Origin of the sequence: Massilia sp. PAMC28688 (genome assembly GCF_019443445.1) — a bacterium.
In the GTDB taxonomy this organism is placed as follows: domain Bacteria; phylum Pseudomonadota; class Gammaproteobacteria; order Burkholderiales; family Burkholderiaceae_D; genus Telluria_A.
Window position 1 is genome coordinate 382,549 of sequence record NZ_CP080378.1, and the last position, 25,277, is coordinate 407,825.

Annotated in this window: 21 protein-coding genes; 5 read left to right on the forward strand and 16 right to left on the reverse strand. The window is 62.1% G+C overall.

Annotated elements, in window-relative coordinates; all coding sequences use genetic code 11:
• Nucleotides 1–56 precede the first annotated feature (56 nt).
• Nucleotides 57–1,544, forward strand: a complete 1,488-nt coding sequence (locus KY495_RS01645; RefSeq protein ID WP_219882050.1) for a leucyl aminopeptidase — start codon at nucleotides 57–59, stop codon at nucleotides 1,542–1,544.
• Nucleotides 1,545–1,620: 76 nt separating this feature from the next.
• On the opposite strand, the gene KY495_RS01650 is transcribed toward KY495_RS01645, so the two are convergent.
• Genes KY495_RS01650 through KY495_RS01665 form a run of 4 tightly spaced genes read right to left on the reverse strand, consistent with a single transcriptional unit; the run spans nucleotide 1,621 to nucleotide 3,179 of the window.
• Nucleotides 1,621–2,085, reverse strand: coding sequence for a hypothetical protein (locus tag KY495_RS01650; RefSeq protein WP_219882051.1), 465 nt, complete (start codon nucleotides 2,083–2,085; stop codon nucleotides 1,621–1,623).
• Nucleotides 2,086–2,107: 22 nt separating this feature from the next.
• Entirely contained in the window at nucleotides 2,108–2,593 is a 486-nt protein-coding gene (locus tag KY495_RS01655) for a CreA family protein (RefSeq protein ID WP_219882052.1), read from the reverse strand.
• 20 nt (nucleotides 2,594–2,613) lie between these two features.
• Nucleotides 2,614–2,802 carry a DUF1653 domain-containing protein gene (locus KY495_RS01660; RefSeq protein ID WP_219882053.1) on the reverse strand — a complete coding sequence of 63 codons (189 nt, stop codon included), beginning with the start codon at nucleotides 2,800–2,802 and terminating at the stop codon, nucleotides 2,614–2,616.
• Nucleotides 2,802–3,179: a hypothetical protein gene (locus KY495_RS01665; RefSeq protein ID WP_219882054.1), complete on the reverse strand. Its 378-nt coding sequence runs from the start codon at nucleotides 3,177–3,179 to the stop codon at nucleotides 2,802–2,804. Before KY495_RS01665 ends, KY495_RS01660 begins: the two co-directional genes overlap by 1 nt.
• 463 nt (nucleotides 3,180–3,642) lie before the next feature.
• On the opposite strand from KY495_RS01665, the gene xth reads away from it, so the two are divergent.
• Nucleotides 3,643–4,413, forward strand: coding sequence for an exodeoxyribonuclease III (gene xth / locus KY495_RS01670; RefSeq protein WP_219882055.1), 771 nt, complete (start codon nucleotides 3,643–3,645; stop codon nucleotides 4,411–4,413).
• 2 nt (nucleotides 4,414–4,415) lie between these two features.
• Here xth and KY495_RS01675 read toward each other — a convergent pair whose 3' ends face one another.
• The 5 genes from KY495_RS01675 to prpB form a co-directional block, all read right to left on the reverse strand.
• Nucleotides 4,416–8,036, reverse strand: coding sequence for a bifunctional diguanylate cyclase/phosphodiesterase (locus tag KY495_RS01675; RefSeq protein ID WP_219882056.1), 3,621 nt, complete (start codon nucleotides 8,034–8,036; stop codon nucleotides 4,416–4,418).
• 210 nt (nucleotides 8,037–8,246) lie between these two features.
• Nucleotides 8,247–9,437, reverse strand: coding sequence for a 2-methylaconitate cis-trans isomerase PrpF (gene prpF / locus KY495_RS01680; RefSeq protein WP_219882057.1), 1,191 nt, complete (start codon nucleotides 9,435–9,437; stop codon nucleotides 8,247–8,249).
• A 1-nt stretch (nucleotide 9,438) separates the two neighbouring features.
• The gene (gene acnD / locus KY495_RS01685; protein ID WP_219882058.1) at nucleotides 9,439–12,033 is read right to left on the reverse strand and encodes a Fe/S-dependent 2-methylisocitrate dehydratase AcnD; all 2,595 of its coding nucleotides are present in this window, start codon (nucleotides 12,031–12,033) and stop codon (nucleotides 9,439–9,441) included.
• 16 nt (nucleotides 12,034–12,049) lie between these two features.
• A complete protein-coding gene (prpC, locus tag KY495_RS01690) occupies nucleotides 12,050–13,216 on the reverse strand; it encodes a 2-methylcitrate synthase (RefSeq protein WP_219882059.1) in 1,167 nt (388 codons plus the stop codon).
• A 28-nt stretch (nucleotides 13,217–13,244) separates the two neighbouring features.
• Nucleotides 13,245–14,129 (reverse strand): methylisocitrate lyase, encoded by an 885-nt coding sequence (prpB, locus tag KY495_RS01695; RefSeq protein WP_219882060.1) that lies wholly within the window; start codon nucleotides 14,127–14,129, stop codon nucleotides 13,245–13,247.
• Between the two features lie 194 nt (nucleotides 14,130–14,323).
• Between prpB and prpR the strand changes: the two genes are divergently transcribed.
• Nucleotides 14,324–15,919 carry a propionate catabolism operon regulatory protein PrpR gene (gene prpR / locus KY495_RS01700; RefSeq protein ID WP_219882061.1) on the forward strand — a complete coding sequence of 532 codons (1,596 nt, stop codon included), beginning with the start codon at nucleotides 14,324–14,326 and terminating at the stop codon, nucleotides 15,917–15,919.
• Between the two features lie 8 nt (nucleotides 15,920–15,927).
• Here the strand turns inward: prpR and KY495_RS01705 are convergent, their stop codons facing one another.
• The 3 genes from KY495_RS01705 to clpS all read right to left on the reverse strand — a co-directional run bounded on the left by KY495_RS01705 (nucleotide 15,928) and on the right by clpS (nucleotide 19,480).
• Nucleotides 15,928–16,650, reverse strand: a complete 723-nt coding sequence (locus KY495_RS01705) for a DUF4304 domain-containing protein (protein WP_219882062.1) — start codon at nucleotides 16,648–16,650, stop codon at nucleotides 15,928–15,930.
• Nucleotides 16,651–16,880: 230 nt separating this feature from the next.
• A complete protein-coding gene (gene clpA / locus KY495_RS01710) occupies nucleotides 16,881–19,181 on the reverse strand; it encodes an ATP-dependent Clp protease ATP-binding subunit ClpA (protein WP_219882063.1) in 2,301 nt (766 codons plus the stop codon).
• A complete protein-coding gene (clpS, locus tag KY495_RS01715) occupies nucleotides 19,178–19,480 on the reverse strand; it encodes an ATP-dependent Clp protease adapter ClpS (protein ID WP_099881541.1) in 303 nt (100 codons plus the stop codon). The genes clpA and clpS overlap by 4 nt, the downstream gene beginning before the upstream one ends.
• Before the next feature lie 319 nt (nucleotides 19,481–19,799).
• On the opposite strand from clpS, the gene KY495_RS01720 reads away from it, so the two are divergent.
• On the forward strand, nucleotides 19,800–20,003 hold the full coding sequence (locus KY495_RS01720) for a cold-shock protein (protein WP_010395943.1): 204 nt from the start codon (nucleotides 19,800–19,802) through the stop codon (nucleotides 20,001–20,003).
• Between the two features lie 147 nt (nucleotides 20,004–20,150).
• On the opposite strand, the gene KY495_RS01725 is transcribed toward KY495_RS01720, so the two are convergent.
• The 3 genes from KY495_RS01725 to icd form a co-directional block, all read right to left on the reverse strand.
• Entirely contained in the window at nucleotides 20,151–22,106 is a 1,956-nt protein-coding gene (locus tag KY495_RS01725; protein WP_219882064.1) for a PAS domain-containing sensor histidine kinase, read from the reverse strand.
• A 105-nt stretch (nucleotides 22,107–22,211) separates the two neighbouring features.
• A complete protein-coding gene (locus tag KY495_RS01730) occupies nucleotides 22,212–22,676 on the reverse strand; it encodes a hypothetical protein (protein ID WP_219882065.1) in 465 nt (154 codons plus the stop codon).
• Between the two features lie 66 nt (nucleotides 22,677–22,742).
• Nucleotides 22,743–23,996: an NADP-dependent isocitrate dehydrogenase gene (gene icd, locus KY495_RS01735; RefSeq protein ID WP_219882066.1), complete on the reverse strand. Its 1,254-nt coding sequence runs from the start codon at nucleotides 23,994–23,996 to the stop codon at nucleotides 22,743–22,745.
• 207 nt (nucleotides 23,997–24,203) lie between these two features.
• Between icd and KY495_RS01740 the strand changes: the two genes are divergently transcribed.
• A complete protein-coding gene (locus tag KY495_RS01740; RefSeq protein ID WP_219882067.1) occupies nucleotides 24,204–24,764 on the forward strand; it encodes a pseudouridine synthase in 561 nt (186 codons plus the stop codon).
• Between the two features lie 112 nt (nucleotides 24,765–24,876).
• On the opposite strand, the gene rpsT is transcribed toward KY495_RS01740, so the two are convergent.
• Nucleotides 24,877–25,158, reverse strand: coding sequence for a 30S ribosomal protein S20 (gene rpsT, locus KY495_RS01745; protein WP_219882068.1), 282 nt, complete (start codon nucleotides 25,156–25,158; stop codon nucleotides 24,877–24,879).
• Between the last annotated feature and the right edge of the window lie 119 nt (nucleotides 25,159–25,277).

A 25,277-nucleotide genomic window follows, 5' to 3' on the forward strand; every position in this document is an offset into this window, starting at 1 on the left:
GATTTTATAATTACAGGTTGAGCAGTGCGCGTCACATACACGAAATGGAGATTCAAATGGACTTTAGCATAAAAGCATTCGATACAAAAAACACCATCGCGGCAGCCAAATCCGGCTGCATCGCGGTTGCGGTGTTCGACAACAAGAAACTGTCGCAGGCAGCTAAAGCCCTCGATCAAGATGGACAAATCAGCGCCGCCGTCAAGTCCGGCGACATCACCGGCAAGCCCGGTTCGACCCTGCTGCTGCGCGGCGTGGGCGCTGCCGCACGCGTGCTGCTGGTGGGCATGGGCAGCGACGAGTCGATCAGCGAGAAAAGCTTTGCCTCGGCCGTGGGCGGCATGCTCAAGGCCTTCTCGCAACTGGGCGCCGCCGATGCCATTATCGCACTCCCGATGGAAGATGTGAAAGAGCGCGACGCCGCCTGGGCCATCCGCACCATCGTATGCGCGGCCCACGAGAGCGTATTTCGCACCGATGGCCAGAAGAGCAAAAAGGATCCCGCGCCAGCCGGCGTGCGCAAGATCACCCTGGCCACCCAGAGCACGGCCGAGACCAAGACCGCACTGCTGCAGGCGCAGGCCATTGCAAACGGCATGGACCTGACCAAGGAACTGGGCAACCTGTCGGCCAACGTCTGCACCCCGACCTACCTGGCCAATACGGCCAAGAAGCTGGCCAGGGATTACAAGTTTGAAGTCGAGATCCTGGAGCGCAAGCAGCTCGAAGCGCTCAAGATGGGCAGCTTCCTGTCGGTGACCAACGGCAGCGAAGAGCCGCCCAAGTTCATCGTCCTCAAGCACATGGGCGGCAAGTCCAAGGACGCGCCGGTGGTCCTGGTGGGCAAGGGCATCACGTTCGACACGGGCGGCATTTCGATCAAGGCCGGTCCCGGCATGGACGAAATGAAGTACGACATGTGCGGCGCCGCGTCCGTGCTGGGCACCTTCCGCGCCATTGGCGAAATGGGCTTGAAGCTGAACGTCATCGGCGTGATCGCCAGCTGCGAAAACATGCCTTCGGGCCGCGCCACCAAGCCGGGCGACATCGTCACGTCCATGAACGGCCTGACCATCGAGATCCTCAATACCGACGCTGAAGGCCGCCTGATCCTGTGCGACGCCCTGACCTACGCCGAGCGCTTCAATCCGGCCGCCGTGATCGATATCGCAACCCTGACCGGCGCCTGCATCGTCGCCCTGGGCAACCACAATTCCGGCCTGTTCGCGCGCAGCGACGACGCCGGCGAACAGCTGGCGGCCGAGCTGATGGCAGCGGGCAAGCAGTCCAGCGACACCGCCTGGCGCCTGCCGATCGAGGAAGCCTACAACGAGCAGCTCAAGTCCAACTTTGCGGACCTGGCCAACATCGGCACCCCTGGCGGCGCCAGCGTGACGGCGGCGTGCTTCCTGGAGAACTTCACGCGCAAGTATCCATGGGCGCACCTGGACATCGCCGGCACTGCATGGAAGTCCGGCGGCGCCAAGGGCGCCACCGGCCGCCCCGTGCCGCTGCTGTCGACCTTCCTGATCAACCGCACGTAATCGACGCGCGGTAAAGCGAAAAAGGCCCGGGGTTGATCGCCCCGGGCCTTTTTTATGTGCGCGTGCCGCGCGCCGCTCAGTACACGACCGTGCCGGCGGCGCCCTGTGGCTGCTCCGGCGCCAGCGCCGGCGCTGTGGGCTTCATGATGACGGTGAGCGTGTCGGGATAATCCCAGCCGGCGCCGGTCTGCTTGTCGAGCAGGTAGCCCAGCCCCGCCGTGGCAACGGCGTTGCCGATGGTGGCGGTGTTGTTGGCGCGCGAAGCGAAGCGATCCTGGCCGGCGATCTGGCCACGCTCGCTGGTGCGTTTGCAGTCCACGAACAGGTTGCCCGTGCTGCGGCGCACGGTGACGCGCCCGGGGGAAGTCACGAACCAGCGCCCTGCACTATTGGTCAGCACGCAGCCAACGCCGCCCACTTCGCGATGATCAAGGATCGTGCGCACCGTGACTGCCTGGGTTGGCGACTCGCTGACCGTGGCGCAGCCGGCCAGCAGGAGCGATACTGCGGCCAGGGCGCATGCGCGCATGATGGTTGCCATGTGATCCTCCGTAGGGTTTTGCCTACTTTAACGGAATCGGCAGATTCGTGGGAACCGGTACGGCCGTGACACTGTTTTGTGGGCTGCCGTCGATCAGGCGATCCGAATAAACCAGGTAGACCAGCGCGTTGCGGCGCGGGTCCACCATGCGTACCACCCGCACATGCTTGAAAAAGATGGAGGCGCGCTCGGTGAACACTTCTTCCTGGCGCGGGAGCTTGCCCGGGAAGGCGATCGCACCGACCTGGCGGCAGGCCACCGATGCATTGGCCTTGTCTTCGGCCAGGCCGACCGCGCCTTTCAGGCCTCCCGTCTTGGCGCGCGACAGGTAGCAGCTCACGCCCGTCACCCTCGGATCATCGAACACTTCGACAATCACCTTGTGATCCGGACCGATCAGCTTGAACGCGGTGTCGACCGAGCCGATGGTTTCGGCACTGGCCAGCAGGGAAACGCCGGACAGGAACAATCCTGCCAGCAAACGGGGCATGGTTGAGGTCTTGCGCATGACGACTCCTTGGTGGGAATTCATTCCACTGGTGTAAAGCGCTGGACGAGCTTGCCGTCCACTTCCACCATTTGGAAAAACACGTCCCTCGGGCGGGTCCAGAAAGACCCGTCGGGTGCGGTGTAGACAATCATTTCGGACAAATCCGATTCAAGGGTGGCGACACAGACGAGCTGGTACAGGCCACCCTTGTAGTGCCGAAACTGCATCAGCTTTCGGACTTGTCTTCAGCCATTGCCTTTTGCTTCTTCTTCAGGCCCTGAATGACTTTCAGCACGCCTTCGATACCGGCGTTGTCGTCGAGGTCGCTAAACGCATCGAGGACTTCGTTGAGCACGCGGTTGCGTACCGCGCTCTCATCGGCCGTGGCCGGCGCTGCCGACTTGCCGGTCTCGCCTTCCTTGGCACCGGCTTTTGGGGCCGTTGCCTTGGTGGTCGCGGCGGCGGTCTTGCCATGCGCCAGGGCGGCCTGCCAGATTACCCAGCGGCGCTGGGTCTCGAAGACGAGGTATTCGTCGGGTTTGTCTTCACGGCGGCGTACGATGTGGCCATCACGCTGGGCCCAAGCTTCAAATGCAGTGCGCATTTCTATCCTTTACAAATGCTGTGTTCGCATTTTCTTCACTAATTGAAACGCTATTGGTTTCTATTAGAACCACCTCTCCGGCCCCTTGCAGCGAGCTTTCGAGGACGAGTAACGTCTGATTCCACGGAAAGACAAATGATGGTTTCTCCCGAACTACACCACCACTCAAACAATACTACTCTCTCCGTTATAAGAATGCAATTTTTTATTCCCGTTGAGTAACAATAGTACAAGAACATAGTAATGTAGCACTGTTGTTACATCTTGCAACACTTATAGGCTGTTCTATGGAAAATGTCAATATTGTCTTGAAATAAATAGTGAATCTATTACCAAAAGTCTTACCAGCGCTGCAGCCTTAGTTGCTAGAAATCATTATAGATGACAGCTCTCGCGCACGGTTGCGAATATTGTCTACAGCACCGATACTGCTCTTCTTTGCAACTTTTTAGCCACACTCGCGATGAAAATAGCCACCTGGAATGTCAACTCGCTGAAAGTCCGCCTGCCGCATCTTTTACGCTGGCTGGAAGATAACCCGGTGGATATTCTCTGCCTACAAGAGACAAAGTTAACTGACGATAAGTTCCCCACGGCAGAAATAAATGCAGCCGGCTATCAGGCCGCGTTCAGCGGACAAAAAACGTACAACGGTGTCGCGATCCTGTCCCGGCTTCCCATGACCGATGTCGTGCGCAACAATCCGCGCTTTCCCGACGAGCAGCAGCGCATCATTGCCGCCACCATCGGCGCCATGCGCGTCATCTGCGCCTATGTCCCCAACGGGCAGGCGGTGGGGTCCGACAAATACATCTATAAACTGGCATGGCTCGCAGCGCTGCGTGAATGGCTGGCCGACGAACTGGCGGTCCACGGTGCCGGCGGGCTGGCGATCGTGGGTGACTACAATATCGCTCCACAGGACCGCGACGTCCATGACCCGGCCCTGTGGGCCGGCGCCATTCATTGTTCGGACCTGGAGCGCGCGGCCTTGGCGATGCTGGTGGATACTGGCGTGACAGACGCGTTTCGCCTGTTCGAGCAGCCGGAAAAATCGTTCAGCTGGTGGGATTACCGCATGCTCGGCTTCCAGAAGAACAAGGGGCTGCGCATCGACCACATCCTGTTGTCCCCAGCGCTGGCCCAACGCTGCACCGCCTGCGCCATTGACCGGGCGCCGCGCAAGTGGGAGCAGCCCTCCGACCACGCCCCGGTGATTGCCACCCTGTCCTAGTTCTAGCGCCCGCGCAGGACACGCGCGGCATCGGCCAGTTCCAGCGGCTGGTCGAACAGGTAGCCCTGGGCGTACTGGCAGCCGTGGGCTTGCAGCAGGGCGTACTGCCCTTCCGTCTCCACGCCCTCTGCCACTACCGACAACTGCAGGCTGTTCGACAGTGCCATGATGGCAGCCACGATGGCGCGGTCTTCCGAGCTTTGCTCGAGATCCTTGATAAAGGCGCGGTCAATCTTGATCTTCTTGACCGGGAAGCGCTTCAGGTAGGCCAGGCTGGAGTAACCGGTGCCGAAATCGTCAATCGACAGGCGAATACCCATGGCATTGATCTGGTCCAGGATCTCCAGGGTCTGTTCGCCCTGCTGCATCAGCGCCGTTTCGGTAATCTCAAATTCCAGCAATGCCGGGTCGATGCCCGTTTCCACCACCACGCGCCGGATCGAATCGACCAGCCCGCGGCTCATGAACTGGCGCGGCGACAGATTCACCGTCAGCGGCACCGGCTGCAGGCCCTCGCGCTGCCATTTCACGCTTTGCTCACAGGCGCGCCGCATGACCCACTCGCCAATGGCCACGATCTGCCCGTTTTCTTCGATGATCGGAATGAAGTGGTCCGGCAGCACCAGCCCGGTCCCTTCGCGGCGCCAGCGCAGCAGCACCTCCATGGCGTGCAGGCGGCGCGTGGCGGTATCGATGATCGGCTGATAGAACAGTTCAAACTCGCCCTTGGCCAGCGCCCCGCGCAAACTGCTCTCCAGTTCAAAGTGCTGGGATGCCGCCTGGTTCATGCGCTGCACGAAGAACTGGTAGTTGTTGCGGCCATTCGCCTTGGCGTGGTACATGGCCGCGTCGGCGTGGCGCATCAGCGTGTCGACATCGGCGCCATCGTCCGGGTACATCGAAATGCCGATCGAGGGCGTGATGTGCAGCATGCGTCCGTCAATCGGGAACGACACCGCCAGCGACTCGATGATTTTTTCAGCCACCGTGGCGCATTCGTCGGCCGCGCGAATGCCCGGCACCAGCACCACGAATTCATCGCCACCGAGACGCGCCACGGTGTCGCTGGCGCGCACCGCGCGGCACAGGCGGCTGGCCACTTCCTTGAGCAGGTAGTCGCCCGTCATGTGGCCGAGCGAATCGTTGATGGTCTTGAAGCGGTCCAGGTCAATGAACATGACTGCCAGCTTGCGATTGGAGCGCTGCACGGCCAGCATGGCGCGGTCCAGGCGGTCCGACAGCAGCGCGCGGTTGGGCAGGCCGGTGAGGCTGTCGTGGTAAGCCATGTGATGCACGCGCGCTTCTGCCTGGCGCCGCTCGACGATTTCGCCCTGCAGCAGGGCGTTGGCGCCTGCCAGTTCGGCGGTGCGTTCCAGCACCCGCACTTCGAGCTCGTCGCGCGCGCGCCGGATGGCTTCGGCCGCTTCGCGCCGCGCCGTCACATCGTCCACCAGCCACACCGAGCGGCCGGTGGCACGCTCCAGGTCGAACGGACGGCCAGACAGGCGCGCCCAGAAGGTACTGCCATCCTTGCGCTGCAGGAGATGCTCGGACATGCTGATGCGCCCGGCCCGGAAGTCGCGCCCGGTCTCGGCCCGTGCCAGGTCCCAGGTCGCCACGTCAGGGTACAGGTCCTGCACCGACAGACCGACGATCTCGCCCGGGTCGTAGCCGAACAGCTCTTCCATCTTGCGGTTGCAGCGCAGGTTGAAGCCGTTTTCCACCACCGCGATGCCCAGCACCGCGCTGTCCAGGATGGCCTGGTTTTCCAGCAGTGCGTTGCGCAGCGATTCCTCGGCGCGCTTGGCGTCGGTGCGGTCCTCGATGATCCAGATCGTGCCGTGCGAAGGCTCGTCCGGGTTGACCACGTAGCCAATCAGCTGGCACCACATGGTGGTGCCGTCCTTGCGCTGCATGGACACTTCGGTCTGGAACGGCTTGCCTTTCGAGAGCAGCGGGCCGGCGATGGCGCCCACCTGCGCATACACTTCGTCGCTGGGATACAGTGCGCGACCGGGCAGGCCCAGGCCTTCGTCGCCCTCATAGCGGAACATGTCGGCAAAACCGCGGTTGTAGCGCGTGATGACGCGGTTCTTGGTGTACAGGATGCTGATGGAGGCATTGGTCATGAGCGCCTGCACCTCGATCAGGGTCTGGCGCGCTTCCGTCACGTCTTCCAGAATCCAGATCGTGCCTTCCTCGCTGCGGTCGGTGTCAACGGCCTTGGCGCGCACGCGGCACCAGAACAGCGAACCATCCTTTTTCCTGAACTCGAACTCGGGCTTTTCAAACGGCAGCGCGTTGCTCAGAACGGGCCCGGCTTCCTCGCCGAACCGCTGGTACGCCTCGGTCGACGGGAACACCTCCACCGCGCGCCGCCCTGTCATCTCCTCGGGCGTGTAGCCGAACATCTCGGCAAACCGCGGATTGCACGACATCATGGTGCCGGCCTTGGTGAACAGGATGCCCACCGAGGCGTTATCCAGAATGGCCTTCTGTTCGAGCAGGACCTTCTTGGTCGCCTCTTCCACCGCGCGCTGGGCGCTGCGGTCGTCGAGGATCCAGATCATGTCCTGCTTTTCGCGCCCTGAATCGATCTCGTAGACATACGCATGGGCCCAGAATTGCTCGCCGTCGGGACGCTGCATTTTCACGTCGGCCTGGTAGGCACGGCCTGCGCGCAGCTGGGGTTCGGCGTCGGCCATCATGCTGTCGAACTGCATCTCGGACGCGTACAGCTCGCGCGCCGTAACGCCCACGCCCTCGTCGCCCTGGTAGCCGAAATAGCGGGCGAACTGGCGGTTGTAGCGCACGATCGCGTTATCGCGCTGGAAGGCGATGGCCAGCGGCGCATTGTCCATGATGGCCTGGGTTTCCAGCACTGCGCGCTGCAGCTTGGCCTCGTTGCGGTGCGGCTGGTCGACGTCTTCCACAATCCAGATGGTGCCGTGGGCGGTGTTGTCCGGATCGACCGCGCGGCCATAGATGCGGCACCAGAGCAGGTGCCCGTCCTTGTGGCGCAGCTGCAGTTCATGGGTAAATGCCTGGCCGGCGGCCAGCGTGGGACCGGCACTGCGGCCCATCTCTTCGTAGCTTGCCGCGGACGGGAAAATGCACACGCTGCTCATGCCAATGAGCTCGTGGTCGGCGTAGCCAAAAATTTCGGCGGCGCGGATATTACATTCCTGGATGACGCGGTTCTTGCTCAGCATGATGCCAACCGCCGCGTTTTCCAGGATTGCCTTCTGCTCCAGCAAGGTGCTGTGCAAGGCGCCGGCACTGCCTTCAAAGTCGCGGATGTCGGTAAACACAAAGGTCGTGCCGCCTGCCGGCAGGGGCTTGGCCACCACCTGCACGGCCACGTCGCCGTCCATGCCACGCAAGGCGCTTTCCCAGCTGCGCACGGCAAACCGGGCCGCGTGGGCCTGGGCGGCGCCCGCTTCGAGGGCGCGGGCGGCAAACAAATCGACCAGCCGCGCGCCGTCGACCGCCGTGCCCAGCAAAGTGCGCAGCTCGCCATTGGACGCGAATACGACGCCATCGGCATTGCACGCACAGGCAGGCGATGCGATCAGCTGTAAGGCGTCAACGACAGACTCGAGGTTGGTTGGTACGCGGTCCATGTCCCCACTACGACGGAAAAGCCGCCAGAAGGCGGCAGTCAGGTGAGCTACGATCATAAACCACAATTGCACCAAAGTTACAAAAATGGTCTAAAAACAAACGCGCTGACGACGGGTTTGCTACAGATGCAAGACAGGAAGGACGAAACAGTATACAAATGCCATCGGATGCCTCCCCACCGTTGGCAGGGAGGCATGAATGGCCAAGCCCTAGAACGCGTTGCCCGGGACGCGCACCCAGCCTTCCATCAGCACCCGTGCGCTGCGGCTCATGATGGCTTTCTTCACGCTCCACTCGCCGTTGGCCAGGTGCGCTTCGGCGCCAACGCGCAGCGTGCCGGACGGATGGCTGAAACGCACCGCGGTGCGCTCGCCGCCGCCGGCTGCCAGGTTCACCAGCGTGCCGGGGATGGCCGCCGCCGTGCCGATGGCCACTGCGGCCGTGCCCATCATGGCGTGATGCAGCTTGCCCATGGACAGGGCGCGCACGTGCAGGTCAATGTCGGCAGCGCTGACCTGCTTGCCGCTGGACGACACGTAGTCGCTCGGGGGCGCCACAAAGGCCACCTTGGGCGTGTGCTGGAACCGGGACGCTTCGGCCACGTGCTTGATCAACCCCATGCGCACCGCACCGTGGGCGCGGATGGTCTCGAACATTTCCAGCGCCTTCGGGTCGCCGTTGATGGCGTCCTGCAGCTCCGTACCCTTGTAGCCAAGGGCGGCGGCATTGAGGAAGATGGTCGGTATGCCGGCATTGATCATGGTGGCCTGAAAGGTGCCCACGCCAGGCACTTCCAGGCTGTCGACCAGCTGCCCGGTGGGGAACATGGCGCCGCCCGCGCCCTCTTCTTCTGCCGCCGGGTCGAGGAACTCGAGCTGCACTTCGGCCGCCGGGAACGTCACACCGTCAAGCATGAAGTCACCGGTTTCCTGCACTGCGCCGTCCGTGATGGGGACATGCGCGATGATGGTCTTGCCGATGTTGGCCTGCCAGATGCGCACCGTGGCCACGCCATCGTGCGGCACCCGCTCGGGGTCGATCATGCCGGCACTGATGGCGAACGAGCCCACCGCCGCCGACAGGTTGCCGCAGTTGCCGGTCCAGTCCACGAAAGCCTTGTCGATGGCGATCTGCCCGAACAGGTAGTCGACATCATGCCCCTCGCGCGAGCTGCGCGACAGGATCACGGCCTTGCTGGTGCTGGACGTGGCCCCGCCCATGCCGTCAATCTGCTTGCCGTACGGGTCGGGGCTACCGATCACGCGCAGCAGCAGAGCGTCACGCGCGGCGCCGGGCATTTGCGCCGCCGACGGCAAGTCCTGCAGCCGGAAGAACACGCCCTTGCTGGTCCCGCCACGCATATAGGTGGCGGGGATCTTTACCTGGGATGGTGTGCTCATGTCAGGCCGCCCTGGTCGATTCGAGGAAGTCCTGCGCAAAGCGCTGCAGCACGCCGCCAGCCTCATAGATCGCGACTTCTTCAGCCGTATCAAGGCGGCACATGACCGGGACCTCCAGCCGTTCGCCATTGCGCCGGTTGACCACCAGCGTGAGCGCCGAGCGCGGGGTGCGCTCGCCAATGACGTCGTAGGTTTCGGTGCCGTCCAGCGCCAGCGTCAGGCGGTTCACGCCGGGCAGGAATTCCAGCGGCAGCACCCCCATGCCCACCAGGTTGGTGCGGTGGATGCGCTCGAAGCCTTCGGCCACAATCGCCTCCACGCCGGCCAGACGCACGCCCTTGGCAGCCCAGTCGCGCGAGGAACCCTGGCCGTAATCGGCCCCGGCCACGATGATCAGCGGCTGCTTGCGCTCCATATAAGTTTCGATGGCTTCCCACATGCGGGTTACCTTGCCCTCGGGCTCGATGCGCGCCAGCGAACCGGCCTTGATCTTGCCGTCTTCGCGCACCATTTCATTTTTCAGCGTTGGATTGGCAAAGGTGGCGCGCTGCGCCGTGAGGTGGTCGCCCCGGTGCGTGGCATAGGAATTGAAGTCTTCTTCCGGCAGGCCCATCTTGGCCAGGTACTCGCCGGCCGCGCTGTCGAGCATGATGGCGTTTGATGGCGACAGGTGGTCGGTGGTGATGTTGTCACCCAACAGCGCGAGCGGACGCATGCCGCGCAGCGTGCGCTCGCCCGCCAGCGCGCCCTCCCAGTACGGCGGACGGCGGATATAGGTGGTCTGCGCGCGCCAGTCGTACAGCGGCGAAACCTGGGCGCCGTCATCATCCTGTTTGGCGAACATGGGAATGTAGACCTTGCGGTACTGTTCCGGCTTGACGCTGGAGGCGACGATGGCGTCGATCTCCTCATCGCTTGGCCAGATATCCTTGAGCGTGACCTGCTGGCCATCGGCGTCGATGCCGAGAATGTCCTTCTCGATGTCGAAGCGGATGGTGCCGGCAATGGCATAGGCCACTACCAGCGGCGGCGAGGCCAGGAAGGCCTGGCTGGCATACGGGTGGATGCGGCCGTCGAAATTGCGGTTGCCCGACAGGACAGCGGTGGCGTACAGCTTGCGGTCGATGATCTCCTGCTGGATCACAGGGTCGAGCGCGCCGGACATGCCGTTGCACGAGGTGCAGGCGTAGGCCACCACGCCAAAGCCCAACTGCTCGAGTTCAGGCATCAGGCCAGCTTCTTCCAGGTACAGCGTGACGGTCTTGGAGCCGGGAGCGAGCGAACTCTTGACCCAAGGCTTGCGCGTGAGGCCGCGCTGGTTGGCGTTGCGCGCCAGCAGACCTGCCGCAATCATGTTGCGCGGGTTGTTGGTGTTGGTGCAGCTGGTGATGGCGGCGATGATCACGGCGCCGTCTGGCATGAGGCCAGGCTCGTTTTCCACCACGCCGCTGATGCCGCGCGCGGCCAGCTCGGACGTTGGCACGCGATTGTGCGGGTTCGAGGGTCCCGCGATATTGCGCACCACGGACGACAGGTCGAAGCTGAGCACGCGCTCGTATTCGGCCGTCTTCAGGCTGTCGGCCCACAGGCCAGTTTCGCGCGCATACAGTTCCACCAGTTTGACCAGTTCATCGTCGCGGCCCGTCAGACGCAGATACTTGATGGTCTGCTCGTCGATGTAGAACATGGCGGCCGTGGAACCGTACTCCGGCGCCATGTTGGAGATGGTGGCGCGGTCGCCCAGGGTCAGGTGCGATGCACCCTCGCCAAAGAATTCCAGGTAGGACGACACCACTTTTGCCTTGCGCAGGAATTCGGTCAGTGCCAGCACGATGTCGGTGGCAGTGATGCCGGGCTGCGGCTTGCCAGTGAGCTCCACGCCGATGATGTCGGGCAGGCGCATCCACGAGGCGCGGCCCAGCATCACGCTTTCCGCTTCCAGGCCGCCCACGCCAATGGCGATCACGCCCAGCGCATCGACCATGGGTGTGTGCGAGTCGGTGCCAACCAGGGTGTCCGGGAAGGCCACGCCGTCGACCACCTGGATCACGGGTGACATGCGCTCCAGGTTAATCTGGTGCAGGATGCCGTTCCCGGGCGGGATCACGTCCACATTCTTGAACGCCTTCTTGGTCCAGTTGATGAAGTCGAAGCGGTCTTCGTTGCGGCGGTCTTCGATGGCGCGGTTCTTGTCAAAGGCGTCGGGGTCAAAGCCGCCGCATTCGACTGCCAGCGAGTGGTCGACCACGAGCTGGGTTGGCACCACCGGGTTGACCAGCGCGGGATCGCCGCCCTGCAGGGCAATGGCGTCGCGCAGGCCTGCCAGGTCCACCAGCGCGGTCTGGCCCAGGATGTCGTGGCATACCACGCGCGCGGGGAACCATGGAAAGTCCAGGTCGCGGCGGCGCTCGATGAACTGCGACAGCGAGGCATTGAGCGAAGCCGGGTCGCAGCGGCGCACCAGGTTCTCGGCCAGCACGCGCGAGGTGTAGGGCAGCTTGTCGTAGGCGCCCGGCGCGATGGCGTCGACCGCGGCGCGCGTGTCGAAGTAATCGAGCTCGGTACCGGGCAGCTGTTTGCGAAATTGGGTATTCATATAATCCTGTGAAAGCTTATTTGCGTTCCGAGATCGGCACGAATTTGAGGTCTTCCGGACCCACGTAGTTCGCACTCGGGCGGATGATTTTGTTGTCGATGCGCTGCTCGATCACGTGCGCTGCCCAGCCGGAGGTGCGCGAGATGACGAACAGCGGCGTGAACATCGCGGTCGGTACGCCCATCATGTGGTACGACACGGCGGAGAACCAGTCCAGGTTGGGAAACATCTTTTTGACTTCCCACATGACGCTTTCCAGGCGCTCGGCGATATCGAACATCTTGGTCGAGCCTGCGTTTTCCGACAGCGTGCGCGCCACTTCCTTGATCACCTTGTTGCGCGGGTCGGACACGGTATACACCGGGTGGCCGAAGCCGATGACCACTTCCTTGTTGGCGACGCGGCTGCGGATGTCCGCTTCGGCTTCATCGGGATTCTCGTAGCGCTGCTGGATGTCGAGCGCCACTTCATTGGCGCCGCCATGCTTGGGACCACGCAGCGCGCCAATGGCGCCGGTGATGGCCGAATGCATGTCCGAACCGGTGCCGGCGATGACGCGCGCGGTGAAGGTCGACGCATTGAATTCATGCTCGGCGTACAGGATGAGCGAAGTATGCATCGCCTTTTCCCACTCCTTGGATGGCTTGTGGCCGTGCAGCAGGTGCAGGAAGTGGGCGCCGATGGAATCGTCGTCGGTCTCGGTCTCGATGCGCTTGCCGTTGTGGCTGAAGTGGTACCAGTACAGCAGCATGGAGCCAAAGGAGGCCATGAGGCGGTCGGCAATGAAGCGCGCGCCCTGCACGTTGTGATCATCCTTTTCAGGCAGGACGCAGCCCAGGGTCGATACGCCCGTGCGCATCACGTCCATTGGATGGGCCGACGCGGGCAGCGCCTCGAGCGCCGCTTTCACTGCCTGCGGCAGGCCGCGCATGGAGCGCAGGTGCGCCTTGTAGCCGCGCAGCTCGCCGTCGGTCGGCAGCTTGCCATGGACCAGCAGGTAGGCGATTTCCTCGAACTCGCAGGTATTGGCGACATCGAGAATGTCGTAGCCGCGGTAGTGCAGGTCATTGCCGGTCTTGCCGACCGAGCACAGGGCCGTGTTACCGGCAGCGACGCCGGACAGGGCGACAGATTTTTTCGGTTTGAAAGCGACAGCTTCCGGGGCGTTGGTCGTATCGGACATGGGAACTCCTGTAGTTAAGTTTTGTGGATTATTTTTCTTTACCCTGGGCGAACAGCGCGTCGAGCTTTTGCTCGTACTCGTGGTAGCCGAGGTAGTCGTACAGGTCCATGCGGCTTTGCATGGTGGGCACCACGTTCTTCTGCGTGCCTTCGGCGCGCAGCGTCTTGTAGAAATTGAGCGCGGCTGCGTTCATGGCGCGGTAGGCGCCGCAGCAGTACAGGGCAATGTCCACGTTGTGGGCACGCAGTTCATCGAGCGTAAACAGGGGCGTGGCGCCAAACTCGGTCAGGTTGGCCAGGATCGGCACGTTCACGGCGGCGCGGAACTGGCTGTACATTTCCAGTTTGGTGATCGCCTCCGGGAAGATCATGTCGGCACCCGCTTCCACATAGGCGCAGGCGCGGTCGATGGCGGCGTTCAAGCCTTCGACCGCGAGCGAATCGGTGCGCGCCATGATGACGAAGTGTTCGTCATGGCGCGCATCGACGGCGGCCTTGATGCGGTCGACCATCTCCTCTTTCGTGACCACTTCCTTGCCGGGGCGGTGGCCGCAGCGCTTGGCGCTGACCTGGTCTTCCATGTGGACGGCGGCGACATCGGCGCGGATCATGTGGCGGATGGTGCGGGCGATATTGAAGGCGCCGCCCCAGCCGGTGTCGATATCGACCATCAGCGGCAGGCCGCAGGCGTCGGTGATGCGCTGGGCGTCGGTGATGACGTCATCCATGGTGCTGATGCCGAGGTCCGGCATGCCGAGCGAGTTGGCGGCAACGCCGCCGCCGGAGAGATAGACGGCCTTGTAGCCGGTCTGCTCGGCCATGCGTGCGGTATAGGCGGTAATGGTGCCCACCACCTGCAATGGCGACTCTTCCTGCACTGCGCGGCGAAACAGCGCGCCTCGGGATTCCCTCATGTAGTTCTCCTGTTGATGTTGCATTTGACTGGTAACTGGAGCTCCTTTCGCAAGCAGCGTGCCACCCTGTGGAAACCAGTGGTTCGCCTTGAAAATCAATCACTTAGCGATTGAAACAATGTTTCAAATACTGCTCGTACATGAAATATTGTTTCACGCGATGTTTCAATGTGAAACACGGTCTATAATGCGTGATGGACTCACTCACCGACACTCTCGAGCGGCCGGTCATCTGGACCGTATCGGTCTCGCGCCTGTACGACCTGTTTCGGGACATCACGCTCGAATATGACCACGTCGCGTCGATTGAACCAATCAACCTTGGCTTTGACGACGCCGCACGCCATATCCGCGAACGCATGGCCACCGAGCGCTGCGATGTCGTCATTGCGGCCGGCTCCAACGCGGCCTATCTGAAAGGCCGCGTTTCCGTCCCCGTCATCATTGCCAAAGCCAGCGGCTTCGACATGATGCAGGCCCTGGCACGCGCGCGCCGGGTCTCGGACAAGATCGGCGTGATTACCTATCAGCGCCAGCATCCGGAACTGGCTGAATTCTCCAGCACCTTTGGTGTGCCGATCGCGCAGCGCACCTACGCCACCGAGGAAGACGCACGGGCGCAGATCAACGAGATGAAAGCCGCCGGGATCGAAGTCATCGTCGGCGCCGGATTGATTACCGACCTGGCTGAAGAAGCGGGGCTGACCGGCGTGTTTGTGTATTCGGCCGCCTCGATCCGCCAGGCGTTTGACGACGCGCTGGAAATGGCGCGCCTGACGCAGCTCGAATCGAAGCGCGCGGTGCGCACCGTGGTCAACGATACCCTGCGCGCCAAGCATGGCCTGAATGACCTGCGCGGCGTGTCGGAGGCGATGGAACGCCTGCGCCAGTCGGTCGTGCTGTATGCGAAGTCGCCGGCGACAGTGCTGATCACCGGCGAAACGGGCACCGGCAAGGAACTGGTAGCACAGGCGATCCACCGCGAAAGCCCGCGCAGCCTGGGCGCCAACCGTCCGTTCGTGGCGGTGAACTGCGGCGCCATCGCCGAATCGCTGCTGGAGTCCGAATTGTTCGGCTACGAGGAAGGCGCTTTCACCGGTTCACGCCGGGGCGGCCATGCGGGCCTGTTCGAGGCGGCCAATCGGGGCACTTTGTTCCTGGACGAGATCGGCGAAATGCCCTTGCCACTGCAAACACGCCTGCTGCGGGTACTCGAAGAGCGCGAAGTGGTGCGCGTGGGCGGCACACGCCCCATTGCAGTTAGCGTGCGCATCATCTGCGCAACCCACTGCGACCTGGAAGCGCGCGTGCGCGAGGGCCGCTTTCGGGCCGACCTGTTCTACCGCCTGGCCGTTCTGCGCCTCTCCATACCTGCGCTGCGCGAGCGTAGCGAAGACATCGGCCCGCTGGCCGAGTGGTCGCTCAAAAACGCCCTGGCAGCGCTGGGCGAGCGCCCCCACCCCAATCTGCGGGCGGAAATCGCCGCCTGCACACCGCTGCTGACCAGGCACGCATGGCCCGGCAATGTCCGTGAACTGCGCAACCTGATGGAGCGCCTTGCACTGTTCCTGGCGGCGGAACCGCTGCAGGCGCTCACGCCGGCGTTCATTCAATCGGTCTCGCCCGAGCTGGCGGGGGTGGTGCCCTCTGCAGCTGCCCCGCCGCCGCCCGAGCGCGAAACGGCGGCCCAGGTGCTGGCGCGTTTTGGCGGGCGCCGCGACGAAGCTGCCCGCTACCTTGGCATCAGCCGCACCACCCTGTGGCGCAAGCTGCGAGAGCAGCCCGGGTGACGCACTGCTCAGCGATCCGGACCATCGGCCAGCAGGCCCTGGTCCAGGCAGACGCCCTGCGCTTGCAGCCATGCCGTCACGCGCCCGAGGGCTGGTTCCTGCAGCCGCGCGGCGCATGACGCAATGAACCGGCAGCGCGCATCTTCAGTTCGCCCGCGCAGGGCGTCGACAATCACCCTGAACAAATAGTGCTGGCCCAGCTGATCGGCGCTGTTGAACATCCCTTCGAACGAGGCGCTTTTTTCCAGCCACGGCACCACATAATTGTGTGCAGTCCGGACCAGCACCGCAGAGAGCGCAGCGAGGTCGGTGGACGGTCCGATCGTGAACCAGATATCGCGCCCGGCAGCCATCTCCCGAACCCACCACGGCTCGCGCTGCGCCGGCAGCGCTGCGTCGAGCCGCCCGCGCACCGCGGCGGCGGCCGTATCCGGGTGCTGGGCAATGTCGGTGCGCCACGGCTCGCCCAGCAATTGCCCGGTAATGTTTAGCAATGCAGGAAATTGCACGCCGAGATTGATGCAGAATTTGCCGGTACTGCCCTCGTTCCATTTGCCCCCCTGGAAGTCGAAGATCTCGAAACAGCGTTCGTCCCCGGCTCCGCTGTCGCGCCAGAGCTTACGGCTCTTGCGCGTAAATCCAAGCGGGGCCATGGCGGTGCCCAATTCGGCAGCGAGAAAATCAATTTTCTTGCCAATCTTTGCATCTTGGGCAGGTACGGATCGCGGCATCGATACTCCTGTTATTACGCGTATATTTTCGGTGCATGAATTATGCAAAACTAATTGCAAGTATTCAATACGCCTGCCGCCCCGACGGTCCGATCAGCCGTTCGGCTCCCGCACGCGGTGCGCAATACCTGCCGTGAAGCGGCACCCTGCCTTCCTGATCTGGCATGGCAAGCCATAAAAAAAACCCGCCGCAGTATGCACCGGGGCGGGCTTTTTGCACATTGATGTGCTTACTCGATTTCGACCGTTTCCTGCGGCGCTGCCGGTGGCGGCAGGTCGCCTTCGGGGAAGTCGAGCGTGACATTGTCCTTCTCGTCCATGTCGACCGTGACCTTGCCGCCGTTGACCAGGCGGCCGAACAGCAGCTCGTCGGCCAGGGCCTTGCGGATCAGGTCCTGGATCAGGCGCGACATCGGGCGTGCACCCATGAGCGGATCGAAGCCTTTCTTGGCCAGGAACTTGCGCAGCGACTCGGTAAAGATGGCCTCGACCTTCTTCTCGTGCAGCTGCTCTTCGAGCTGCATGAGGAACTTGTCGACCACGCGCAGGATGATTTCCTCGTCCAGCGCACGGAAGCTGATGGTCGCGTCGATCCGGTTGCGGAACTCGGGCGTGAACATGCGCTTGATGTCGGCCATCTCGTCGCCCTGCGCCTTGGAGTCGGTAAAGCCCATCGAGCGCTTGGTCAGGCTTTCGGCACCGGCATTGGTGGTCATGATGATGATCACGTTACGGAAGTCAGCCTTGCGCCCATTGTTGTCGGTGAGCGTGCCATGGTCCATCACCTGCAGCAGGATATTGAAGATATCCGGATGCGCCTTTTCGATCTCGTCGAGCAGCAGCACGGCGTGCGGCTTCTTGGTGATTGCCTCGGTCAGCAGGCCGCCCTGGTCGAAACCAACATAGCCCGGGGGCGCGCCAATGAGACGGCTGACCGCATGCCGCTCCATGTATTCGGACATGTCGAAGCGGATCAGTTCAATGCCCAGGATGAAGGCAAGCTGCTTGGCCACCTCGGTCTTGCCTACGCCGGTCGGACCGGAGAACAGGAAGGAGCCAATCGGCTTGTCGGTCTTGCCCAGGCCCGCACGCGCCATCTTGATCGCTGACGACAGCGCATCGATGGCAGGATCCTGGCCGAACACCACGTTGCGCAGGTCGCGGTCGATGGTCTGCAGCTTGCTGCGGTCGTCCTGGTTGACTGTTTGCGGCGGGATGCGCGCGATCTTGGCAATGATGTCCTCGATCTCGGTCTTGCCGATGGTTTTTTTCTGCTTGCTCTTTGGCAGGATGCGCTGGGCAGCCCCGGCTTCGTCAATGACGTCGATGGCCTTGTCGGGCAGGTGGCGGTCGTTGATGAAGCGCGCCGCCAGTTCGGCCGCCGTCGACAGCGCCGACGATGAATACTTCACGCCGTGGTGCTCTTCAAAGCGCGACTTGAGGCCGCGCAGGATCTGCACGGTCTGCTCCACGGTTGGCTCGTTGACATCGACTTTCTGGAAGCGGCGCGACAGCGCGTGGTCTTTCTCAAACACGCCGCGGAACTCGGTATAGGTGGTCGCGCCGATGCATTTGAGCTGGCCGTTGGCAAGCGCAGGCTTGAGCAAATTCGAAGCGTCCAGCGTGCCGCCGGAGGCCGAACCGGCACCGATGATGGTGTGGATCTCGTCGATGAACAGGATGCCGTGCGGGGTATCCTTGAGCTGCTTGAGCACCGCCTTGAGGCGCTGTTCAAAGTCGCCCCGGTACTTGGTGCCGGCCAGCAGCGCGCCCATGTCGAGCGAATAGACGACGGCATTTTGCAGGATTTCAGGCACGTCTTCCTGCGTGATGCGCCACGCCAGGCCTTCGGCGATGGCCGTCTTGCCGACGCCGGCTTCGCCCACCAGCAAGGGATTATTCTTGCGGCGGCGGCACAGGATCTGGATCACGCGGTCGACTTCATCTTCGCGACCGATCAGAGGATCGATCTTGCCTTCGGAAGCGGACTTGTTCAGGTTTTGGGTGAACTGGTCGAGCGGGCTTTCCTTGGCCTGGCCTTCGACCTGGGCTTCTTCCACGCCTTCGGACGTCTTTTGCGCTTCGGACTGCTGGTCCTTGCGCACGCCGTGCGAAATGAAGTTGACCACGTCCAGGCGCGTGACGCCCTGCTGGTGCAGGTAGTACACGGCATGCGAGTCTTTTTCGCCAAAGATGGCCACCAGCACATTGGCGCCCGTGACTTCCTTTTTGCCATTGGACGCCGACTGCACGTGCATGATGGCGCGCTGGATCACGCGCTGGAAGCCGAGCGTAGGCTGGGTGTCCACTTCGCCCGTGCCGGGCACGGTGGGCGTGTTGTCGCCAATGAAGTTGGTCAGCGTCTTGCGCAGGTCTTCTATGTTGACAGCACAGGCGCGCAGGACTTCGGCGGCCGATGGATTGTCGAGTAGCGCCAGCAGCAGGTGCTCAACGGTGATGAATTCATGCCGTGCTTGCCGTGCTTCGACAAAGGCCATGTGTAGGGAGACTTCGAGTTCCTGCGCGATCATACTTCCTCCATCACGCATTGCAGGGGGTGACCTGCCTTGCGCGCATGCGTTAAAACAAACTCCACTTTGGTACACGCTATATCTTTTGAAAACACGCCGCACACTCCTTTGCCGTGGCGATGAACAGACAGCATGATCTGCGTGGCCGTCTCGCGGTCTTTATTGAAGTACTCCTGGATGACGGCGACCACGAATTCCATGGGCGTATAGTCATCGTTGAGCAGCGCTACCTGGTATAGCGGCGGTGGTTTGACCGTTTGCCGCTCCAGCAATTGTTCTGTGTCTTGCTTGGTTGCCATACGCTTATTCTAATGCTTTCAATGTTGATGCATTACGTAAATATCAGGGCATTTACATTTGTTTTCCATATTACGCGTTTTCCGGTTATTGCGCAGATGGCGTCCCGCATGCGAAATTCAAGAGTTGGTTTCATGCAGCTCGTGTCAATTTTGGCAAGCATGATACAAAACCTCTTGACTTCGTTATTTTTTCATCCAACAATGCAGACATTGACTTGTACTTATGTACATTGTTAATAAGAAGAGCAGGCTGAGGAGGGGGCAAAAGAGCTTCTTGCTTTTATAGCTCACGTGATTGGTTCTTATTTGAAAGTTCTTTATGGCAACAGGTACAGTTAAGTGGTTCAATGATTCCAAAGGTTTTGGCTTCATCACCCCAGATGACGGCGGCGAAGATCTGTTCGCGCACTTTTCCGCAATCAACATGAACGGTTTCAAGACCCTCAAAGAAGGTCAAAAAGTTCAATTCGAAGTCACGCAAGGCCCTAAAGGCAAGCAAGCTTCCAACATCCAGGCTGCTTAAGCATCCCCGCATGTAAAAACCCCGCTTGCGAGCGGGGTTTTTTTATGGGCGCGGCGCGCTTTCCCGCACGCCTGCGGCGGGCGTCGAAGACTGCGTGCCATGCCGCCAAGCCTGCGCGCCATGGGGCAAGGGCGGGGGCCCCGACGCTCACGCCTGGCGCAGCTTCTTGAGGATTTCAGCCATGCGGTACGGCTTGCCGATCAGCTGGAAGCGGGAGATGTCCGTGATCCGGCTGGCCAGCTCGGGCGCCGCGTAGCCCGACACCAGCAGGATCTTCAGCTCCGGCCTGAGCTTGAGCGCTTCCATGCCCAGTTCATAGCCGTTCATGCCGGGCATGACGACATCTGACAGCATCACGTCGATGTCGGGCATGCGGCGCAGGATCGCCAGCGCTTCGGCCCCGCTGTTGGCCGAGAAGACGTCGTAACCCATGCTCTTGAACAGCTCCACCGCAATATCGAGCACTTCCGGCTGGTCATCGACGATCAGCGCCTTGTCATTGCCGCTGTTGGTTTCGGCGGAGGCTCCCTCCTCGCCCTCGCCCATGACCAGCATGGGAAAATACATGGAGATGCAGGTGCCCTCTCCCGCTTCGCTGGCAATCTGCAGCGCGCCACCCGATTGCTGCACCAGGCCGTAAGCCTGCGACAGGCCCAGTCCCGTCCCCTTGCCCACCGGCTTGGTGGTAAAGAAGGGCTCCACCGCGCGTGCCCGTACCTCGGGGTCCATGCCGGTGCCGCTATCCTTGACCGTCATGACCAGATAGCGCCCGGCGGCCAGCTGCGTGACCTCGTGCTCGTCCAGCGTCACCACTGCGGTGGAAACGGCAAGCGTGCCGCCGTGCGGCATGGCGTCGCGCGCATTCGATACCAGGTTGAGGACGGCCGCTTCGAACTGGGCCGCATCGATGTGCACCAGATTGGCCGCCTGGCACAGGGCCAGCTCGAAACGCACATCCGGCCCGGCCGCGCGGCGCAGGATGGCCTCGAATTTCTGGATCAGCTTATTGAGGTTGTAATCATCCTGCACCAGTGGCTGCTGGCGCGCGAACGAGAGCAGCTGCTGGGTCAGCGTGGCGCCGCGCTGGGCTGCGCGCTGGATGCTCTCCAGGACCTTCTGTCCGCCCGGAGAACGCACCTCGCGCGCCAGCAGTTCGGACCCGCTCACGATCACATTGAGCAGGTTATTGAAGTCGTGGGCCACGCCGCCGGTGAGCTTGCCGATGGCTTCAAGCTTTTGCGACTGGAACAGTGCCTCGCGCGTGCGCTCCAGGGTGGCGGCCGCGTCGCGCCGCTCGGTGATGTCGCGCGTGATCTTGGCAAAGCCGAGCAGGCGCCCGCCGGCATCGCGAATGGCGTCAATGACCACATGCGACCAGAAGCGCGTGCCATCCTTGCGCACGCGCCAGCCTTCGCTCTCGATGCGGCCTTCGCGCTCGGCCGTGGCCAGCGCGCGCTGAGGCAGGCCGGCAGCGCGGTCGCCCTCGGTGTAAAAGCGCGAAAAATGCGAGCCGACCACTTCGTCGGCGCGGTAACCCTTGATCCGTTCGGCACCGGCATTCCAGTTCGACACCACGCCTTCGGGGCTGAGCATGTAGATGGCATAGTCGGTCACCCCCTGCACCAGCAGGCGGAACTGCTCTTCGCTGGCGCGCAATTCATCCTGGGCGCGCTTGCGCTCGGTGAGGTCGCGCGTGATCTTGGCAAAGCCGAGCAGCTCGCCGTGCTCGTCGCGCACCGCATCAAGGACCACGCTGGCCCAGAAGCGGGTGCCGTCGCGGCGCATGCGCCAGCCCTCTTCCTCGAACTTGCCTTCGGTGGCCGCCGTGTGCAGGGCCCGGGCCGGCTTGCCGCTGGCGCGGTCTTCATCAGTATAAAAGCGCGAGAAATGTTCGCCGATGATGTCTTCGGCGCGGTACTGCTTGAAGCGTTCCGCGCCGGCGTTCCAGCTCACCACCGTGCCGGCAGGCGAGAGGGCGTAGATCGCATAATCGGTGACACTGGCAACAAAGCGTGCCAGGCGCCCCGCCTCATCGGCCGGACCGCGCGCGCTCGGCGGATTGCCCGGGGGCGAGGAGGACGGGTCCGATGAAGGTGCAGACATGGCGGCGGCTGGTCAAGTTGAGAGGTTGCCAAGTGTACATCATGATGACTTTTTGTCCCACCCCGCACGCAGGCAATCGGGCGCCCCTTCTGCCAACAGGCCGCCTTACGGCGCGGTGAAGGTCAGCGAGGCCAGCAGGGGCGCAAAAAAAGCCCGGCTGGCGGCCAGATCGCCACATGCATCATCGTGAAATACTGCGCGCACGGTCTTGCCCTCGCGCGCCAGGATCTTGGTGGTCATGCGGCACTCGGCCACCTGGTCATAGCTGTCGAGAATGGCGATGCAGTGCTGGCCGTCGCAGTCGAGGCGCTGTTCCAGCACGCGCCAGGCGCACTCTTCCATATGGGTGAGCTTGTTCAGGTCGGCCGCCAGGAATGATTCTGCCATTTCCCGCGGCGGCAGGGCCTGGCCGGGCGACGCCGTCCAGGTGGCGATGTACATGCCGCGGCTGCCGTCGCCGGACTCGAAATACAGGCCCGTATCGGGATCGTCGGTACTGGTCCAGTCGGCCGGCAATTGCACCGTCCAGGTGGGGTTTGAAATTGTCTGCGTGCTGGTGCTCTCGCTCATGGCAATGCTCCAAAAGAAAAAAGGCCCCACTCCCTGGACAGAGAGCAGGGCCTGGTCGCATGGGATTTACATCTGTTCGATCATCACATCGCCAAAGCCCGAGCACGACACCTGGGTGGCGCCTTCCATCAGGCGCGCGAAGTCATAGGTGACTTTCTTGCTGGCGATCGACTTTTGCATCGAGTCGATGATGAGGTCGGCCGCTTCGGTCCAGCCCATGTGGCGCAGCATCATTTCAGCCGACAGGATCAGCGAACCGGGATTCACATAGTCCTTGCCCGCATATTTGGGCGCCGTGCCATGGGTCGCTTCGAACATGGCGACCGAATCGGACAGGTTGGCACCGGGGGCAATGCCGATACCGCCCACCTGGGCTGCCAGCGCATCCGAAATATAGTCGCCATTCAGGTTCAGTGTGGCAATCACGCTGTACTCTGCCGGACGGAGCAGGATTTGCTGCAGGAAGGCGTCGGCAATCGAATCCTTGATCACGATCTCGCGCCCCGTCTTGGGGTTCTTGAACTTGCACCATGGACCGCCATCAATCAGCTCGGCGCCAAATTCCTTTTGCGCCAGCGCGTAGGCCCAGTCACGGAAGCCACCTTCGGTGTACTTCATGATATTGCCCTTGTGGACAATGGTGACCGATGGCTTGTCATTGTCGATCGCGTACTGGATCGCCTTGCGCACCAGGCGCTCGGTGCCTTCGATCGAGACCGGCTTGATGCCCAGGCCCGAGGTTGCCGGGAAACGGATCTTGGTCACGCCCATTTCCTTGACCAGGAAGTCCATCAGCTTCTTGGCCCCTTCCGACCCCTGCTGGTATTCAATACCGGCGTAGATGTCTTCGGAATTCTCGCGGAAGATCACCATGTCGGTCTTTTCCGGCTCTTTCACGGGCGAAGGCACGCCGGTGAAATAGCGTACCGGCCGCAGGCACACGTACAGGTCGAGCTGCTGGCGCAGGGCCACATTGAGCGAGCGGATGCCGCCGCCAACGGGCGTGGTGAGCGGGCCCTTGATGGAGACCACGTAATCCTTGAGCACCTCGAGCGTTTCTTCCGGCAGCCACACGTCGGGGCCATACACGGTGGTGGACTTTTCGCCGGCGAAAATCTCCATCCAGCTGATCTTGCGCTTGCCGCCATAGGCTTTTTCCACGGCCGCGTCGACGACCTTGATCATCACAGGACTGATATCGACCCCGGTGCCATCGCCTTCGATATAGGGAATGACCGGGTTATCTGGTACATTCAGCGAAAAATCGGCATTGACGGTGATTTTCTGGCCGTCAGCAGGTACTTTGATATGTTGAAACATCGTGATCTCCGAAGTGGACGTGGTGCAGGCGGCACATGGCACGCCGGGCATGTTCTGTATGTGATTTCACTAAAACCAACGAGAAGTCTTCTATAAGACCTAAGACCCGCGTTCCGCATTATGCCCCAGTATTTTACTGGGCGCTACGATTTTGCGACACTGGCAATCAGGTTGAAAGCTTAACATTTTCCCGACTGGCGCCCCATTATGCCCCTCATTTTGTTTAACAAGCCGTTCCAGGTGCTGTGCCAGTTTTCGCGCCAGGAAGGCCGGCAATGCCTGGCCGACTACATCAAGACGCCCAACATCTACCCCGCCGGCCGGCTCGACGCCGACAGCGAAGGCTTGATGCTGCTCACCGACGACGGCAAGCTGCAGCACCTCATCGCTCACCCCGACCACAAGGAAGCGAAGACTTACCTGGTGCAGGTGGAAGGCAGATGCACTTCCCAGGCGCTGGCCAGGCTGCAGGCGCCGATCGACCTAGGCGACTTTGTCACCAAGCCGTGCCAGGCGGTACAGATTGCCGAGCCGGGGTGGCTGTGGCCGCGCAACCCGCCGATTCGCACGCGCGCGGACGCGCCCACGAGCTGGATCGCGATGACCTTACAGGAAGGGAAGAACCGCCAGGTGCGGCGCATGACGGCGGCCGTGGGCCTGCCCACGCTGCGCCTGGTGCGCAGCAGCATCGGGCCGTTTTCGCTGGCGACCCACCCGCTCATGCCGGGCGACTACATGGCAGTCGATGCGGGCGGGGTGCGCGCATAGCGCCGGAAGGCGGCACGGCAAAGCGAAAAACCCGCGATGACCATAGTCAGGCGGGTTTTTTACATCACGTACACTGGCAGTGGCGGAACCAGGTCCGCCGGGCGCGCTGGATTTAAGCGGCGGCTGCTGGGACCGACATTGCCTTCATGGCAGCGGCCAGGCGGCTCTTGTGGCGAGCTGCCTTGTTCTTGTGGATGATTTTCTTGTCAGCGATGCTGTCGATCTTCGATACCGAAGTCTTGAAGATGTTTGCCGCTGCATCCTTGTCGCCGGCCTGGATGGCCTTGCGAACTGCCTTGATTGCGGTGCGCAGGGTCGAACGCTGCGACGAATTGTGAGCGTTTTGCTTAACTGCTTGACGAGCGCGCTTGCGCGCTTGTGCGGTATTTGCCATGGAATTTCCTAGATCGGGTCAAGTTGCGTTGGCAAACATAAGCGTCTGCCCAACATTAGTGTTCTGCGTAACAGAATTCTGTACAGCCTTCGATTATAGCGAGTTATTCCGTCAAGGGC